The sequence below is a fragment of the Hymenobacter volaticus genome, from assembly GCF_022921055.1.
In the GTDB taxonomy this organism is placed as follows: Bacteria; Bacteroidota; Bacteroidia; order Cytophagales; family Hymenobacteraceae; genus Hymenobacter; species Hymenobacter volaticus.
Window position 1 is genome coordinate 193,369 of sequence record NZ_CP095064.1, and the last position, 15,896, is coordinate 209,264.

Consider the following 15,896-nt stretch of genomic DNA (forward strand, 5'->3'; position numbering starts at 1 on the left):
TTGCATACTCTCTCTACGAACGCACCCAAATGCAGGCCTACTGGTACTGCAACAATTACGGTCGTTTAAGAAGCTCATCCTTATGGAGTATTTGATGTACTTAGTTCATGAAACCAGCTCAATAGGCTCAATCAGGACTGTAGAGCGGACTTTTTGGCTTGTAAGCGCACCCAATTGCGTTTCACTCAAAGCACATTACCTGAAGAACAAGATTGTAAATCTATACCATCCAGCTATAACCTTTTAAAAGACATTTCTAGGATTATGCCACTGGTAAGAGTCTACGGAGAAAAAATGTATAGCTGCTTTTTAGTTTCTACAATAGCTGAAGTCAGAAGCGCAAAATTAGAAGAAGCCATTCTGTGAGGCCAGTTTCAGTGCTGGTACTGATGCGGTGCGCTCGTTAAAAAGGCAGTATTGGGGAATACCCCAACACCTCCTTATGCATGGCACTTACCTTGCTTGAGCGGTTCAATTTCAACACAGACTTTATAAAAATCGGCGCGCCCAATCAGTTCGACCGGTTCATCGCTCCCACCTCTATCACCATTCACAACACGACCAAAGCCGACTGCAGCGTCAAAACTCTCATGCATGCGCGGTATCTAAAGGGACCCAAGGCCGAGCAAATCGATGAATCGTGTACAACAACTCAAAGCCGCCAAGTGCATTTCCAGGGATTCTTAAAGCAAACTCTAACCTACAAAACGGCAATTCATCCATATAACTTTTTTAGGGAACCCATGGGAACGGTAATAAAAAACCTCGCGATTGAAGTTTCCGCGCAAGCAAAAAACCTGAAAACCATCTTGCTTGAAGGGCGAGATGTTACAAATAATAAGGTATTCAACGGAACGAAGTGGTTAGTCAACTTTGATGAGTTCACCACGCAGGATCATGATTTGGATGTATACATTCTCATGGACGGTGATCCTGGCTCAACGGCCACCATCACGGTTACAGGTATTGGGCTGAAGCCAGCGAGCACAAGTGACAAAAAAGCTTTCGGACCCAACGGTTACACCTACTATATGAAAGAAATCAATACTGATGCCGATAACAGGAGTTTTTAAAAGACTTTCCTATGAAAAAAACTTGGACCGGCTTAACGATGTGTTTTCTTTTGCTTGCGAGCGGCTGGGCTCATTGCCAGAACGTGCTGGAGGGCTCGGGAGGCAAAAGCTCGATTGATTATTCACAGTACGGTGGAGGCATCCTCTCTTTAAACTCGGCAGACAAGAAAATCCAGCTCGCTTATATCAACTATAAATACACTACTACCCGCACTACCGAGGGCCTCACCACGCACTATGCGGTCAATCCCTATTGGTATGGATTGACTGTGAGCGGAAAAGCGCTCAACTCTTTTTCTACGATCTTCTCGAACGGGAAGGTGCAACCATCGGCAGACATTCGGCTCAAGTACGGATACCGCCTTGTGGACGGGGGAACGAACGAACTGGTTGCCAAGACCACGGCGGACATGACGAAACTGGCGCAGGAGGCCCAGGACCCGCAAACATCCAACGTAAGAAAGAAAGAAATCACCCGCATGCTGGACGGGCTGGTAACCGATTTAAAAGCTCCCTTCGAACTGTGGCTTATCGGACGCGGAGGATACGCCGTGAACAAGTTCAATCGCTACGATGCTTCCCTGCCGTTTACTGAGCAATTCTATGCCAAGCGATTTGACGGCCTGACGGCCGAAGTGGGCCTCAACTACTGGCACCCCAACATCTTACAAAAAAAATTGATTTTGCTGGCAGGCGTTACCCTCGGGATGACCAAACAGGATAATTTCAGCGAATTACGCGAAGTTATTGTGGAAGATGTAACCACAATTACCACGACACCGACTCCATCCACGACCGCTACGCGAATCATAAAAAAGGACAACATTGGCTTCGCAGGCAATTATTTGAGGCGTACGGCAATCCCAGTAAATATTGACGTATATCTCAAGCCTCACAAACTTAACAATGCGGCGTTCTCGCTATACGGAAGAATGAATTCTTATTACAACCGGGACGCATCCCTAGATAAAACAGGAAGGGTGAATCCATTGAATGTAGGGGTAGGCTTTTATTTGCTTAATGATAACTGGTTGGCAAACCCCGTAGGCGGCTTGACGGTAGAGCTGGCAGACACCTTCCAGACGCTGACCAGTGAGCAGTTCAAGGACAGGCTCACCTTTAATGTATTGGCCCGGGTTAATATATTCAAGTACAGGGAGTAGTTCAGTTTTATGAAGTGCGGCGCCTGCTATGCCTTCGCTTTACGATAAATAATAATCACATGCTGGGATTTGCATCTTAGAGTAGCACGGCGGTTTACTTTGGTTGAGGATGTTTTTGAACACCCTTGGTGGTACGTTCCATGTTTTTCTAAGTTTGGGACTAAGCTTTTTGACCAGGTCGTAAGCAGGAAATTGCTCCTTATTCTACTTGGAATTAATCTCTTACTAAACCTCAAAGCAATGAGCGCGTCTGTAAAAAAGAATTTTCTGAGTTCGCTAAAGTTCTCTGACCAAGTAGTATCAGGTATATTAACTTTCGCATTTGGATTGATTCTGTACAGCCTGTTATTTGGCTTTACCTATTACCGGGTTTCGGACTCGAGGGAATGCTTTCTGGATATTTGCTTACTCAACTTTGGTGTAGCTTGTGGTTGGCTGCTCGGAATTTATGTTTCCCCAGATACCCAGGCGGAAGCGGAACGTTTTACGCGGCTAGGAACCGCCGTGGGCTCCTTTCTGACAGGTTACGTTCTTTCTAAAAGGGATAAGTTCCTGGAATGGATTTCTTTACCAGCTAATTGGTCTTACGATGTCGCGTTTCGGTTTATTCTTTAGCTCTCGGGCTTATTGATTGCGGGGTTGGCGGCGTATACCCTCCGGGAATATATTCTCACGTCGCCAAATGAAAACACACAAGCGCATATCCTCTCGGACATTCCCGCGGCAAGCCGTAAGCTAATTGATTTGCCTTCATCAATTTCACCTACTTCGCGCTTACACTTTCTAATTCTGAAAGGGAAGGGCCCGGTAACAATTGGACGTGTAGCAGATGCTAAAAGCGCTCCCGCCATCAACATAGTGCTCTCCGGCGAAGGCGCCGCCTCCTCAGTTATAGAATTCTCTGCGCTTGGTGTAGGACCTGTCCTGGTTGTAGATAATAGCGGGAATGAAAATGTATCACTGCGGTTAGAAATACTTAAACCATCATAAGCATTCGCGTTTCACTACCTGCTTATTTATTAAGATATCAGTTTTCATCAAGGACAATTCGTATGTATTTCATCATTAGTTATGCAATATTATACCTTATATTTTACTTGTTAAACAGGGATTAATATATTAATATATTCGGCATTGCATGAACCAAAGCAACAAAACAAGCTACTCATCAATCAATTTACCGATAAATGGATACTGCTTCAGGCCTTGGACACAGATATTTATTTTTGTTAATAGTATTATGTACAACAATAGGATTTTTAGTGAGTTTTTTAGTTCTTAATACTAATTATATACAATACACAAAAATAGAAAATAAAGCAGTAACAAAACTAGCAGATAGTTCATATATAACCTTTAATATTACTCAAAAAATTAAACTTTCAGAATCAGATTCGTCCCACACCTTCGCAACAATAGCTCAACAAAATGAGAAAGCAATTCGCGTAAATACAAATAAGAATTTATTATTTAATTGTAATCCTTCCTTTTTAGTATGGACTCTATTAATTATTTGCACGGTTACGATTGCATCAGGTGCATTTCCAATATACATTATAAATATAATTAACATAAAGAAAATTTATGATATCCCAGTCATAAACTTTTACTTATTTATTATTTTTTCTGTCACATGTATTTTTATAATAACCATGCTTCCTTCTTTTCTGCATGGATATTACACACCGGCTAACATAATCAAAGATTTCAACATATTGCTTACTCATGGCGAAATAGTGCAAATTTTTTCAATTTTAATTTCTATGCTAAGCCTGCCTTTAATCATTACTATGTTTTTAGTAGGGTACGTTGTAAGCAATAAATTATTCGTTAATATTATAGATACGGCAGATGCAATTAAAATAGTATCTAATTTCAATGATTTGAAAAGCATGGTTGACACTGCCCTTCATGTATTAGCAAGCATTGTAGTGTTAGCAGGTTTTTGCAGTGCAAGTCTAGCTAAATCTATCAAGGCAGTTATGTCATTTTCAAATGGCTTCGATATTGCGCCAAGAGAAGCGAGTTACGCATACGGTCTATTTTACGCATTGCTACTAGCAATATGCTATGTGCCAGTTTATTATATTATAAATATTAAATCTATTCATTTACAAAAACAAATTACAAATTTCAAGTTTATTAGTTCAAGTGAACAAAATTTAATTTTTCAAAAGTTAGAAGGTGATTTGGTGTCAAGGGTGTCAGTACTAGAAAATTTCAAAACTGCATTAACAATTCTTTCACCTCTTTTAACCAGTTTAATTCCTGAAGATATTCTACGCTAGGAATATAATACTTCAGGGCAACTCCAGGAAAATTATAATAGGTCTTAATGAGATATATTGGCCGAAGTAAAACACCTTCAGTATTTAGATACTCTTTAGGACGCAGTAGTGCCAGTGGCCACTTCAAGCAGATCAAGCTAGCGATATACCGTAGAGCGGCCGATGCCGAGCAATTGGGCAATGTCAGCGGCCGTTTTATCTTTTTGCAGATACAAACTTTTGACTGCCTGCGCTTTACTTAGAGCCACTTTGCATAATCCAGGCGGTCGCCCGCCCGGGCTGCCGTTAAGCCGGCCAAGGTGCGCTCGCGGATCAGGTCCCGCTCGAACTCGGCCAGGGAGGCAAACAGGTTGAACATCAAGCGGCCTTGAGCGGCACTCGTATCCAGGTGGTATTTCAACCTCACCAACTGCGCCTGTTGTTGCTGCAAGCCGAGCACGAGTTTGACTAGGTGCTTTAGTTAACGCCGAAGCCGGTCGAGCTTCCAGACTACCAACGTGTCGCCGGGCTGGAGCTAGGCGAGCAGCTCGCGTAAGGCGGGACGCTCTTTGACGGCCGAGGCCTTCTCTTTGCCCACTTCTTGGCAACCGAAAGCGCGCAGGGCATCGAGTTGCAGATGCAGTTGCTGGTCTGGCGTCGATACCCATGCGTAGCCCCAAATCATACCCTGTTTACTGATGTGAAAGGATGAATAAGCTGATGAGAAAATGGTACATTCTATGCTCCATTTATTGACTCTAGAAAGAGACTTTTATTTAAAAACCATCCCGGTGTCTGCTTGGCCATTCATTGACTCGTATGCCCATATTGCTAATTCTATCCTGGCACATGTTTATAATCACGTATGCTTAAGGGACCACTACAAATAGTTATTTAGTTAAAAGCCTCCTACTTTATTCGATACTAGCTCCCCCATGACCTCTTATCAACAAACGCCAGTGGCCGCGTACTTGCATCAACTGGGGTGGCACAACTCATATCCTAGTTTCACTTTTTCGCTGCGTAGCCAGACCCCCTCAATGCCTTACCTAGCCCAAATAGCAGGGACACATATGTTCCTTGTCCATCGCGGCATGCAATCCCATGAACCCGTGGCCCTACGCGATATACTGCTCAAAAAACACTTGATAGAAGGAATCGGGCACGTCGCCGATGGTGTTGAGGAAGACTATAGCACTATAGTGGCGCAGGGTTTGAGCAACGAAGAGCATAGCTTGGCGGCAGGTATAGACCCTGATACTGTTGTCGCGGCCAAGCTCCTACATGGGGGATCAGTTACGATGATTGTGCCGTTTCTGAACCCCAAATTTTAAACGTAGTAAATACAGTAATAATAATAGTTGCAAGGAAAACTGTTGCAATAATAGTTAAGTTCTTGCCCTTCCAGTGCGTTTCACTTTGTACTATTGCAGCAATTATAATCGCTATAATTTGCGTTCCAGGAAATATTGCCAGTCCCGGCTTGATTTTACCCCCTCTAAATAAAAAATACGCGGGGTGTTTTGCATCTCGCTTCTTTATATAACTTTCCCAAAATAATACATCACACACTTTGGCAGCTCTCTTTTCACGTTTTCTCAAATATCGCCCTAATTGACTGACCCGAATATTGTTCCATATCCATGCATATGATATAAAATGCGCAAGAAATGGGTATAAAAGAATTAACAAAACTAGTTTATATATAGATGGATCATTTGTAAGATCTATGGTATCTGCTTTTTCTGATTTTAGGGCAAAGGCAAGAATAGCTGCCCACGCCGTGATAGCAATTTGAAGAACAGTAGTTTGCTGAGATATACGTTGCAGTATTTCATCTCGCAAACTCTTGTACTCTGCTAGAAAAAAATCTTTATTAAATATGATTGGATTTTTGACTCTCCTATGAATTTGGTAGTAGTCAGCAGGTAAAGGAGAAACATTGTTCTTAGCACCAAAAATATAATTGGCAGATGAAGGATCAGTTATAGTATTTGAGTCAGTGGAGGAAGGATTATTGTTGCCTTTTGCCCCGAATAAGTTGAGATTCCACATATTTTCAAAACATTTTTGACCTATGTTTACAACAGAAAAACGTGTAATATTTGCGATTTATTAATTAAAGCATAACTCGATTTGATATTAATAAAATCCCGCAGTATCTGGTCATTCAGTATTACTTGAATTTACCTAGATCCTATGTTGTGTTCATCAGTGGTAGCACTGGTTTTACTAACTACACTAAAGGGCGTTTCGTAAAACAATGCAGAATAACGATTTTGGTTAAGCGCTTCATAGCTAAGCAAGGCTGCTTTTGAATACAGTATTGTCCTATTTTAAGTAGTTAAATGTCCTAAATATGATTGTAACTTGGGGCATTCTTCAGCAAAAATCCGCCGCCATATTCTATGGAGGCATGTAAAGTGAAGGATAAGTAATTGTAAACCTTAACAGAGCAGGCCGCAATTTTACTGCGTAGGCTTTCTCTTTTCTACTTCTTAACAACTACAGGCACGTAAGGCACCGAGCTGCAAATGCAACTGCTGGTCCGGCGTCGACACCTATGCGTAGCCACATCATATCCTTACTAACAAAGTGAAAGAATGAATAAGATTCTAAGAAAAAGAGGCATTTTATAACCCATTCTCTTGGGCCGCATTGGGCTGGCGCACGTTGTCAATGCGGGTATAGCGGCGAATCATGGCTGTCGTCTTGTGCTTGGTCTGGTTCATGATCTTGCTGTCATCGACGCCTTTAAGCTTGGCAATGGTGACGAAGGAAGCGCGCAGCGAGTGGGCCGTGAACTTGCGGCCCAGATAGTGCTGCACCAGCAGGTTCAGCGAGTCGGTGTTCAAGCGGCGTGTACTTAGCCGCTGGGCCCGGCGAAAGGACACGAACAAGGGGCCGGTGCTGTGCCCATGCGCCTGCAGCAACTCCAGCCACTCCTTGCCGGCCCGCACCGGGCAGGTGCGGCGGTCCGGGGCAAAGAACACGGCCTTTTCTTCGCCTTCGCCCTGCTGGTTATTTTGCTGCGCGGCAAGTCCACCAGCAAGCCGTCGGCATCGAACTGCAAGTGCTCAATATTAACGTTGGCAAGTTCCTCGGGGCGGAAGGCGCCACTAAAGCCGAGCAGCAATAGCGCCCGGTCCCGTAGGCCCGCCGGGCGGCTGGTGTCAAGGGCCTAGATGACGCGCTTGAAATGGTCGAGCGTGAAGGCCGGCGCTTGATGCTGCCGCACGCCCTCGACGCGACTGACGCCTTCCATGAAGACCTTGAACCGTTCCTCGGTGCTCGGCGAGGGTAAGCCCGCCAGCTTATGGGCCTTGATAATCGAGGCAATGTGGCGTCGGATGGTAGCCGTCTTGCGGCCCAACTCCGTGAGGTAAGTGACAAAGCCCACCAACGTAGGTACATCCGCCGGCAAGGGCGAGCAATTATATTCCAGGCACCACTGGTTGAAACGCTTCCAGTCGCCGGCATACGCTTCCTTGGTATTGTCAGCGCCGTCCAGGCCGGCAGCCACGTAGCGGGCAGCCCTCTCGGCAAAGTCTTTAAGATGCCCGATCGGGCCGACGGTTTGGGTTGCTTCAACCACGGGTGCGAGTTCTTGCTTGGCCATACCTATTATATATAAGGAGTACGTCACCGCGCACCGGCCGGGCAGAATCAAGTTGCTTTCTCAGCCGAGGCTACTCGACAACGACAATCTTATAGTTGAAAAAAGTAGATATACAGGCTTAACAAAGCTGTTGTCATTACCCTCGATTATTCAAGTTTGTGCACTGAGCTACGTCTTGCCAAAGTAGACGCGTGCAAACGTGCCTCTAAAAAGTAGAAGTCTCATTGAGTGGGTGGCAGGATTAGTGCCGACTTAGGCGAAGACTATATCTGGCGGTACCAAGCGACACACCCCGATCTACTCCTTTATATATAGGGTACAGAAAACAGTTGCCCTAGCGATTGGCTGTTACCGGTTACCTGAAGGCTTAAGTGCTCGACTAGCAATACTCATCAACGATTTGTTCGCCCTGTTCGTTGACGACAGCGAAACCCGAAATAACCAGGATAGCTAAAATAGCATTTTCCCAAAGAGTGTTGTTGCTTTTCCCATAATATTGTACTATTAACATTTTTCTTTTGTTTTTCTAAAAAAACCTATTATAGTCGATATTCAGTGGTAGCACTGATTCGGGATGACTTCTTCAATATTAAATTGAAGTCATTAGCTCAATTTATTGTGAGCCAAGTCTATAAGAAAAAAGACAACAGTACAATGACATCAACTCTTAGCAATCCGACCAATGCCTGGACAGTATGCCTTTTAGCTATATAAGCAATGACGGGCGGACCTGCTATCACTATTTATACCAGAACAATTCTTGTGGACATTCGATGGCGGTAGAGTTCTTCCCTTCCCGAGGATATATGCCAAATAAGAGTATCCTACTTAATTGTGATCAACTTAAAGCCAAGATACTGGCAATACTGATGCAACGCATGCTTACTTATTAAGCCATATCGTTGGACGATGGGATAAGCCTTACCACCAACAGCCTAAATTCATTGTTCCCTCAGGTTAAATGAGTTAAACATGGACTCTAGTAATACCCAAAATATATCTACGGCACTTCTTATTGCAGTGGTCACTGTATTTGTATTACCTGCACTATTAAAATTTTTTGAAATTGTTTTTACTAGAGGCGTAAATAGAGATTCTGAGGTTAGAAATAAGCAATTAGCAATATTGGAACAATTAACTAAAATCGTATGGGAATGGAGATTTCTGGGCAAGCAAGTGTGTTATTATGGATGTAATTATAAAAGATCGTTCATCGATAATGAAAGGTTTCAGAAAGCAATTGTTGATTATGATAACAGGGTGTGGCCTCTTTTTGTTGAAATCAAAGCAATTAAATCTAGGGCAATAGTTTGGTACGCTCAATCAGTACCTGAAAAAATTGAAGCCCTATACGAATATATAAAGCGAGATATTGATGCTCCATTGACATCACTTGTTGCTAAATCCCAAAGCCAAGAAAATAACTTATCGTCAGAATTTTTTAAGATGCAAGCCCTATTTTCAAATGAGGTTTCTCCAAATATTGAGACCCACATTGTTTTTATTGCAGATAAAATTAAAAGGTTAAAATTATAGGTAGCATACAATAGATGGCGGTGGTATAAAGCGAGGTGATTCGTAACTTGGAAGTATGCTTTCAACCACGTTCACGTGTGGCAAGTGTAGCAGCACGGCCTTGCGCAAGAATGGGAGCCGCAACGGCCAGCCTAAGTACTAGTACACCAATTGCCGCCATCAGGCCCTGTTTGTTCCGGCTGCCGTCAGCAAAGCCGCCCAGTGCAAACCAACGCGGACCTGAAGAAACCAAAGCCCACCTACGCAGTCGACACCTATATATAAGTATCAACTTCGTAGCCGGGCTTTGGAAACATAAACAAGGTCTAATATTAGGTACGATGCGAAGCCTATTAATTACCCTCGATAAGTAAACGTTATCGAGGGTAATACTTGATTAAGCCAATAAAAATTGGAATGAGATAAAACAGTGAGTTATGTCATAAGTACGTGCGGAAAAGTGCAAATCTAGTTGTGGTAAACAATTCCTCTGCCAATTAGCTTGCCTTGCGACTTACTTAGCATGAACAGTATAAGGTGAAAGTCCCTAAGCTATTTCCTTAGTACGTTTTGCTTAGACAACACCCTACGGACACGGTCGCCTGCAGTCAAGTGGGCAGTCCCATGTGGCTGCCGCACTGCCGCGTCTGAACTGTCTAACGCGATTAACTTGACTCATCCGGCCGAACAGACTCTTAACAGAAGTGAAGCATGTTGCTTGTCTTGCTCATATGTCAGTACTGTCTGTTTCCATTCCAACCAAAGCGCCATTAATTGACCTATAACTGCAGTGGAAACAGACAGTACTGCTATACGGCCTTTTTGAGTTGGAGAACCTCAGCAACTACATACTTGCCCGCCTTTTCAAGGAGTTGATTAGGTAACCTTGCCTTGCCAAGGCACCCGTCACCAGCAAAGCCGCGGTCAGCTAGTGGCTGGTGGCCCATCGCTCTCCTCTAAACACGTAGTGAGCGGCCGCAAAGCCGCCCAACAAGCCGACGAGGAAGCCTGCATACCGGACCACATATTGGGTTTCCAAATAGCCGTCGTCGAGCGTATGCTGATAGACGCCGAAGCCGATTAACGTAAGGGTAAGCCCGATGACGAGCAGGCCCGCATACTTTTTCTCTGTGGCGACAAAGGCGCAAGCCAAAAAAACGAACAGGCTAAAGGCCACCGAGGGGATGGTTAGCAGTTTCACCCAATACTCAAACCACGTCAGGTGGTAGACGTCTACCCGCCCCGTGCGGTGCATCAAGAAGGCGGCGGCTCCCATCGTCAAGGTGCCGGCGAAGAGAACTCCCAACAGCCATTTCGCCGCTTTCCAGCAAGAAAAAGAAAGTAGAGACTCACATACTTCGTGGCGCTCTGCACGGCGGTCTTTTTACAGTATGGACAGGCAATTGATGGCAGGCCTACTTATCGTCAGCCTGGTGCGCCGAGGTTCGGACACCAGACTACACGGCAGGGGCGGCACTGCTCACCCAGCTACCGGCCCGTCGGCCCCAGCCTGCTCTGCAGCTTGGTCGTCCGCTCGTTGATGCGCGGGCCAAGGTTTTGCCGTTCCAACTCGCCGAGGAATTGGCGAACGGCGGCCTGGTCGGCGACCAACAGGGGTTGCGGAAGGTGGGCGAGCACCACCAGCGCGTTGTAAATGCCGTTCAGGTTGGCGGGCTGGGCGCGGGCTTGGGCCAGCAGCGCCGCCACCAAGGTGGGCGCGGTGGCGTAAGCGCCCACCAGCTCTTGGTAAGCCGCGCCCCGGGCGCGGGGCGCGGCCGCGAATAGTCCCCGTACCGTCCGGGCCAGCGCCTCGGGGGGCGCCGCGCTGGCCCGGACGGCCGCTGCGGACCCGGCCCTAGCGGGCCGCACGGTGGCGGCCTGCAAATCGGTACTGAGGTAGCCGGCGCTCTGCTCGGCAGCGGTCAGCTGCTGCTCGGCGACGGCCAGTTGGTGCTCAACCAGCGCCACTTGCCCCGCTGGCAGGCCAAACGAGCCCACCAAGGCGCGGGCGCGGGCCAGCGCCTGCTCGATGTCGGGGGTGTGCCGGCTGAGGGTGATGGCCTGGGCCTCGGCGGCCCGCAGCGTGCTGTCGCCGGCGCGGAGGCTGTGCTGCAGGCCGCGGTTGCGGGCCGTAAGGCTGTCGAGGCGGAAGCGCGCGGCGCGGGTGCCGGCCTGCAGCTGCGCGGTTTCCAAGGTGAGCATTTCCTTTTTCACCGTGGCCAGCTCGATGCCGGTTACCACCGCCCAGCCGCCCCCGATGGCGGCCGCCAATCCCGCCAGCAACGTGAGGATTTCCTTGAGTGGCCCCGACCACCGGCTGAAGGCCGATCGCGGGTGGTCGAAGCCATGGGCCTCGGCGGCCAGCTTGTGAGTTTCGGCCCGCAGCTTGGCCAGTTCTGCGGCTTTCAGTTCGTGGTCGAAATCAGCAGTAGACATGGGCTGGAGTGGGTGAATGGCGGGCGTTGAGGTGACTCCTGCGGTTCCCGGGGGTCTAGTGAAAACGGGGCGAAACAGTGCGATGCGGGCTGGTTATTCTGTCTGACTGAACGCCTGGGATGATTCGCCTTTGAATATCGGCCCGCCGCCAAGGCGGCACATCAGTGCTGGCACTGCATTTGGGTTCCCTGGCCTCAGGTGTAAACACGTCTTAACAGTCCCGTGCGAGAAAGAAGGCCTAAGGTGCGGTGGTCCAGCGAAAGCACAGGGCTTGTTGAGTTACCCTAATCAGACCTTGTCCTTTTGGCCTCCTTCAAAGTATAGCGCGGTTGCTCGATTGAGTTCTCGGCGGACGCCTGCCGAAGGCACATTGGATACACCGCGCCGAGCTCAAGATTGAGCATTTCCTGTTGCCCTTCCGAAGAAAGGCCGCAGGCGGAGTCGGAAGCGTCGTTCATAGTCGGGGTTGCAGCTACGGGTTGGGGCTAGTCGCCGTTTTAAGCCCGTAGACGTAGCCGGTCAGCGCGAAGCACAGCATCCCCCCCCTTTCAGCACAAAATTCACGTACTGGTTGCCCTCCGCGTCTACGATGTAGGAGATAAACCTGTTTCATTTCCTCTGAGCATGCTTAGCGTCTGCCAAGCATCTTTCACGGCGTCCTGGGTTAGGAAAGGATTAGGGAGTTCGGGGCCGGCGGTAGGAGGTTGGCTGGGCATAGCAGTCACATGAGAAAATCAGATAGTTACTGGGGGCAATTCAACTTGGGCGGCTAGCAGCCATTAGCTTACAAAAGACCCTTATTTAGTTAGCCGGCAGGTACTTCAGTAAAAACGCCATGGCGTTGTCGGCCATAATGCGGCTTATTACTTCCTCGGCGCTCACCGCGCGGTTGACGGCTTGGGTGAGCGGCGGGCGGTCGCCAAGGTAGTTGTGGGCGTGCATAAGCAAGTAGTCGCTCAGGGCTGGCAACTGCTCGTGAGTCCAGTAGCCGTTTATAGGGTCTACAATGCCGTCGAAATCGGTACCCAATGCCAAGCTGCCCCAACTATACAAGCCGTGGCTATCCAAGAGCTCGGCTACGTGCCGCACCTGATTCCAAACCAGGCCCGCCCAGTGAAACAAAATCTTACGGCGCGGTAAATGCCCGCGGGCCTTGCGTAGCGCCGCTGGGCTACCGACCCGCCGCTCATCTAGTTGCAAGCCCAGCAACCCTCCCGAGCGGGCAATGCGCAGCAGGTCGTCGTCGTAGAAGTTAATGTCGAAATCCCAGAATAGGTGATGGTCGGCGGCGTTGCCGGTCACTGCCCCGTGGCTGGCAATAATGGGAATATCCTGGCCCGCGTATTCGTTGTCGAGCAGCTGGTAGTAGTCCTGGCGGCTGCGGCGGTTCATGTGCTTTACATCGATGAGGATGCGGCGGCCCCCGGTATTGTCGAGCAACTCGCGCAGCACTGCGTGGCCCAGGTCGGTTAATCCCAGGGTCATCCCGTAAGACTGGTCGGCAAGTCGGGCCACTAGTCCCGTCAAGCTGGCGGCGTGGCCGCCCAACTCGTTGTAGAAATGGTGGGCAAAGGTGATAAACAGCGGGCGGTGGCGCCACGCCTTCACTTGCTGGATATGGTTCAGCAACTTCTCCTTCTGGGTTGGATGCTGCTTAAAGTCGAGGCCGCAACCAAAGGCATGGGCACCTTCGATACTAAGCAGGACGGCTAGCGTGTTGGGTTCCTGCAAGGCAATTTCAACGTCCGCCCGCGTTCCGCAGAGGCGGTAGCAGACCTTTTCGCCGGTCGGCAGGGTTAGTGACTTGCCATCGAGTTCGAGCAGAAACTTGTATTCGTCTTGCAGATCCGGGAAATAATCCTGCAACTGCTGCAGCACTTGAATGCGTCGCTGCCCAACCCCCGTAGCTAGCGCCAAGGCTATGTCGCCTACGGGGCCAGAACCCAGTCTATTAACAAAAAAGCCCTGCTCCTGCGGATACAGCGAAGCCACGATTACCCGCACCCGTCCCATCCGGCTGCTAGTGAAATCACTTTGCCGAAATTTGGTGAGTTGGGCCGCGTAATTTACTGCCTTATCAATAATTGAGGGTCGATCGTGGTACCAGACGTTGGCGGGCGAAGTAGACCGAACGTTATGCTGCTGATTGGCCGAGAAGCTGCGCCCAAACGGTTTCATGCTGGGATGGCAGTGCAAGTCAACGATGATATCCATAGCTTAGAATAGTTTGCTGGTGGCAGTTGAGCGGATACGATCCTTGATGGAGTGGCTAGGCTACTGCACTGCTTAGATAAACCCGCAGACTGCAAGGCTACTTGATAGGGAGTAGCTGCGGCATCAGTGTCAGCACTGAATTGCAACTCGAATTCAAAATTTTCGCAAGGTCCTAGGTCCCGGAAAGCCATGAAATAGCCTGGTATCCAAGCACTATTTAATTACACAACCCTACTTACAATTCGTGGATTATGAGCAATATCAAGTCTGCAATTATGGTTCAAGACCCGTATCGCAACAATGAAATTATTAATTTAACGCTAGGACCGATCTAGCAGTGATCTGTTCAACGTTAAACCCGATTTCACCCGCCGATAGCAACTGAACTTAGGGCTTTGGCTTTGGGGTTCGAGATCAGACGGTGGAAAAACTCTTCCATGCTAGCAGGGGGATCACGATAATAATTGGTACGCTTTAGTACCGTTTCAAACACGTGGAGCCCTAAGCGGCGATAGCTCTCGAACTGCGCTTCGTTGAAAAACTGATCCCCCGTGGACTGATGAGGAAAGGCTGTGTTGTACTGGGCGTATTCTCTTACATCGGTTGGTTCATCACCGGTAAGCGAGGTCTTCAAATACAAGAGATAGCCCGAAGGCATTTCCGGCGGATCCTCCGGGTAAAGGATGGTTCCCACTGCATAATGGCTGCGAGAAATACCAGCTTCGCGATTGGTGATGGGAGTAACATCAATGGTTATTTCCGCCCCAAAGTCAACCCGGCAACGGCGGATGGCATTAGCTAAGCCCTCGCAGGTAAAGAGGTGATCTTCTTCTCCGTCACCCAAAATAATATAACGGCATCTGCGGCGGACTAACTCATAAAGTCCCATGTTATCGAAGTGCCCCCCATCCGACAAATTCACAAACTTGTCGCTGGTGTTCGAGCGGCCGAACAGGTCTTTAAGTAAATAAAGCAACCCCAGGTTGGGATCCGCTTCCTGCCACGTTTTACTGATCCGGGGATTGCCAATCCACCAGCCCAAGCGAAGATTGAAGAGGGTAAGCAAAAAGGCAGTCGCTGGCGAAGAATTGTAGCCTTCATTAGGACTTGCCGCCGCCCCGGAAATGGCCATGGCCGTTCCAACGCCGGGGCCGCCGTCTTTAGGATAAGCGTACTGCTCCGTCGGGCGGTATCCGAAGTCAAAAGTAGGCTTAGCGGGATTTACCGCCCGGATTTTAGCGAAGTCAAAGCCGCAGTAATAAGGCGTAAACACGAAGGACTCGGCTTTTCGGTTCTGCTGCGCAAGATCCGTTACTTTAGTGGCGTTGAGCGTGGCATTGATGATCAAATAAGGGCCATCATACGGGTGCTTCTGGGGCGCTTCGCTTTTTTCTAAAGGATCGGAACGGCGAAGCGAGCACATTTTTAAGTCGTCTCGACGATCAAAGCTGGTGAAGGGGTTAGCGGTTCGCTCCCGTTCAAACCGCGGCCGAGAGGCGCCTAAGTAAGCTCGAACCAAGCGGTTGCGGTAGAAATGATGCAATGAAAATTCGTTGACCCCCACCCGGGAGCCCAAGAGTACTGAAGCCGCGGCAAGTACCACGCTCAG

General features: G+C 48.3%; 14 protein-coding genes and 1 pseudogene. 5 read left to right on the forward strand and 10 right to left on the reverse strand.

The genetic code is table 11. The annotated features are described in order from the left end of the window. Positions 1 to 446 precede the first annotated feature (446 nt). From MUN86_RS26420 to MUN86_RS26430, 3 genes are all read left to right on the forward strand, one after another. On the forward strand, positions 447 to 1,073 hold the full coding sequence (locus MUN86_RS26420) for a hypothetical protein (protein WP_245126790.1): 627 nt from the start codon (positions 447 to 449) through the stop codon (positions 1,071 to 1,073). Positions 1,074 to 1,084: 11 nt separating this feature from the next. Next, positions 1,085 to 2,236 carry a hypothetical protein gene (locus MUN86_RS26425; RefSeq protein WP_245126791.1) on the forward strand — a complete coding sequence of 384 codons (1,152 nt, stop codon included), beginning with the start codon at positions 1,085 to 1,087 and terminating at the stop codon, positions 2,234 to 2,236. 1,187 nt (positions 2,237 to 3,423) lie between these two features. After that, on the forward strand, positions 3,424 to 4,524 hold the full coding sequence (locus MUN86_RS26430) for a hypothetical protein (protein ID WP_245126792.1): 1,101 nt from the start codon (positions 3,424 to 3,426) through the stop codon (positions 4,522 to 4,524). Positions 4,525 to 4,661: 137 nt separating this feature from the next. Here the strand turns inward: MUN86_RS26430 and MUN86_RS32535 are convergent, their stop codons facing one another. Next, complete coding sequence (locus tag MUN86_RS32535) at positions 4,662 to 4,772, reverse strand: helix-turn-helix domain-containing protein (protein WP_375379518.1); 111 nt, start codon at positions 4,770 to 4,772, stop codon at positions 4,662 to 4,664. Beyond that, positions 4,763 to 5,188, reverse strand: a pseudogene (locus tag MUN86_RS26435) (recombinase family protein). The gene MUN86_RS32535 and the pseudogene MUN86_RS26435 overlap by 10 nt, the downstream one beginning before the upstream one ends. Positions 5,189 to 5,597: 409 nt before the next feature. Here MUN86_RS26435 and MUN86_RS26440 point away from each other — a divergent pair. Then, complete coding sequence (locus MUN86_RS26440) at positions 5,598 to 5,837, forward strand: hypothetical protein (RefSeq protein WP_245126793.1); 240 nt, start codon at positions 5,598 to 5,600, stop codon at positions 5,835 to 5,837. On the opposite strand, the gene MUN86_RS26445 is transcribed toward MUN86_RS26440, so the two are convergent. The 3 genes from MUN86_RS26445 to MUN86_RS26455 form a co-directional block, all read right to left on the reverse strand. Further along, positions 5,800 to 6,558: a hypothetical protein gene (locus tag MUN86_RS26445; protein ID WP_245126794.1), complete on the reverse strand. Its 759-nt coding sequence runs from the start codon at positions 6,556 to 6,558 to the stop codon at positions 5,800 to 5,802. The two genes, MUN86_RS26440 and MUN86_RS26445, sit on opposite strands and share 38 nt — an antisense overlap. A gap of 578 nt (positions 6,559 to 7,136) precedes the next feature. After that, the gene (locus MUN86_RS26450) at positions 7,137 to 7,496 is read right to left on the reverse strand and encodes a tyrosine-type recombinase/integrase (RefSeq protein ID WP_245126795.1); all 360 of its coding nucleotides are present in this window, start codon (positions 7,494 to 7,496) and stop codon (positions 7,137 to 7,139) included. Between the two features lie 188 nt (positions 7,497 to 7,684). Further along, on the reverse strand, positions 7,685 to 8,122 hold the full coding sequence (locus MUN86_RS26455) for a site-specific integrase (protein WP_245126796.1): 438 nt from the start codon (positions 8,120 to 8,122) through the stop codon (positions 7,685 to 7,687). 972 nt (positions 8,123 to 9,094) lie between these two features. Here MUN86_RS26455 and MUN86_RS26460 point away from each other — a divergent pair. Next, positions 9,095 to 9,658: a hypothetical protein gene (locus MUN86_RS26460; RefSeq protein WP_245126797.1), complete on the forward strand. Its 564-nt coding sequence runs from the start codon at positions 9,095 to 9,097 to the stop codon at positions 9,656 to 9,658. A gap of 907 nt (positions 9,659 to 10,565) precedes the next feature. Here the strand turns inward: MUN86_RS26460 and MUN86_RS26465 are convergent. The 5 genes from MUN86_RS26465 to MUN86_RS26480 all read right to left on the reverse strand — a co-directional run bounded on the left by MUN86_RS26465 (position 10,566) and on the right by MUN86_RS26480 (position 15,830). Then, the gene (locus MUN86_RS26465; RefSeq protein WP_245126798.1) at positions 10,566 to 10,913 is read right to left on the reverse strand and encodes a hypothetical protein; all 348 of its coding nucleotides are present in this window, start codon (positions 10,911 to 10,913) and stop codon (positions 10,566 to 10,568) included. A 212-nt stretch (positions 10,914 to 11,125) separates the two neighbouring features. Beyond that, positions 11,126 to 12,073, reverse strand: a complete 948-nt coding sequence (locus MUN86_RS26470; protein WP_245126799.1) for a hypothetical protein — start codon at positions 12,071 to 12,073, stop codon at positions 11,126 to 11,128. A gap of 584 nt (positions 12,074 to 12,657) precedes the next feature. Then, positions 12,658 to 12,789: a hypothetical protein gene (locus MUN86_RS31420; RefSeq protein ID WP_280640664.1), complete on the reverse strand. Its 132-nt coding sequence runs from the start codon at positions 12,787 to 12,789 to the stop codon at positions 12,658 to 12,660. Between the two features lie 85 nt (positions 12,790 to 12,874). Then, the gene (locus MUN86_RS26475; RefSeq protein ID WP_245126800.1) at positions 12,875 to 14,287 is read right to left on the reverse strand and encodes a membrane dipeptidase; all 1,413 of its coding nucleotides are present in this window, start codon (positions 14,285 to 14,287) and stop codon (positions 12,875 to 12,877) included. Between the two features lie 364 nt (positions 14,288 to 14,651). Then, the gene (locus tag MUN86_RS26480) at positions 14,652 to 15,830 is read right to left on the reverse strand and encodes a hypothetical protein (RefSeq protein ID WP_245126801.1); all 1,179 of its coding nucleotides are present in this window, start codon (positions 15,828 to 15,830) and stop codon (positions 14,652 to 14,654) included. Between the last annotated feature and the right edge of the window lie 66 nt (positions 15,831 to 15,896).

Bases quoted from the DNA above. Each gene is read 5' to 3' on its own strand.
- MUN86_RS26430 (WP_245126792.1), top strand. From the start codon at position 3,424: ATGGATACTGCTTCAGGCCTTGGACACAGATATTTATTTTTGTTAATA.
- MUN86_RS26420 (WP_245126790.1), top strand. From the start codon at position 447: ATGGCACTTACCTTGCTTGAGCGGTTCAATTTCAACACAGACTTTATA.
- MUN86_RS26475 (WP_245126800.1), bottom strand. From the start codon at position 14,287: ATGGATATCATCGTTGACTTGCACTGCCATCCCAGCATGAAACCGTTT.
- MUN86_RS31420 (WP_280640664.1), bottom strand. From the start codon at position 12,789: ATGCCCAGCCAACCTCCTACCGCCGGCCCCGAACTCCCTAATCCTTTC.
- MUN86_RS26440 (WP_245126793.1), top strand. From the start codon at position 5,598: ATGCAATCCCATGAACCCGTGGCCCTACGCGATATACTGCTCAAAAAA.
- MUN86_RS26445 (WP_245126794.1), bottom strand. From the start codon at position 6,558: ATGTGGAATCTCAACTTATTCGGGGCAAAAGGCAACAATAATCCTTCC.
- MUN86_RS26455 (WP_245126796.1), bottom strand. From the start codon at position 8,122: ATGGCCAAGCAAGAACTCGCACCCGTGGTTGAAGCAACCCAAACCGTC.
- MUN86_RS26470 (WP_245126799.1), bottom strand. From the start codon at position 12,073: ATGTCTACTGCTGATTTCGACCACGAACTGAAAGCCGCAGAACTGGCC.
- MUN86_RS26460 (WP_245126797.1), top strand. From the start codon at position 9,095: ATGGACTCTAGTAATACCCAAAATATATCTACGGCACTTCTTATTGCA.
- MUN86_RS26465 (WP_245126798.1), bottom strand. From the start codon at position 10,913: ATGGGAGCCGCCGCCTTCTTGATGCACCGCACGGGGCGGGTAGACGTC.
- MUN86_RS26425 (WP_245126791.1), top strand. From the start codon at position 1,085: ATGAAAAAAACTTGGACCGGCTTAACGATGTGTTTTCTTTTGCTTGCG.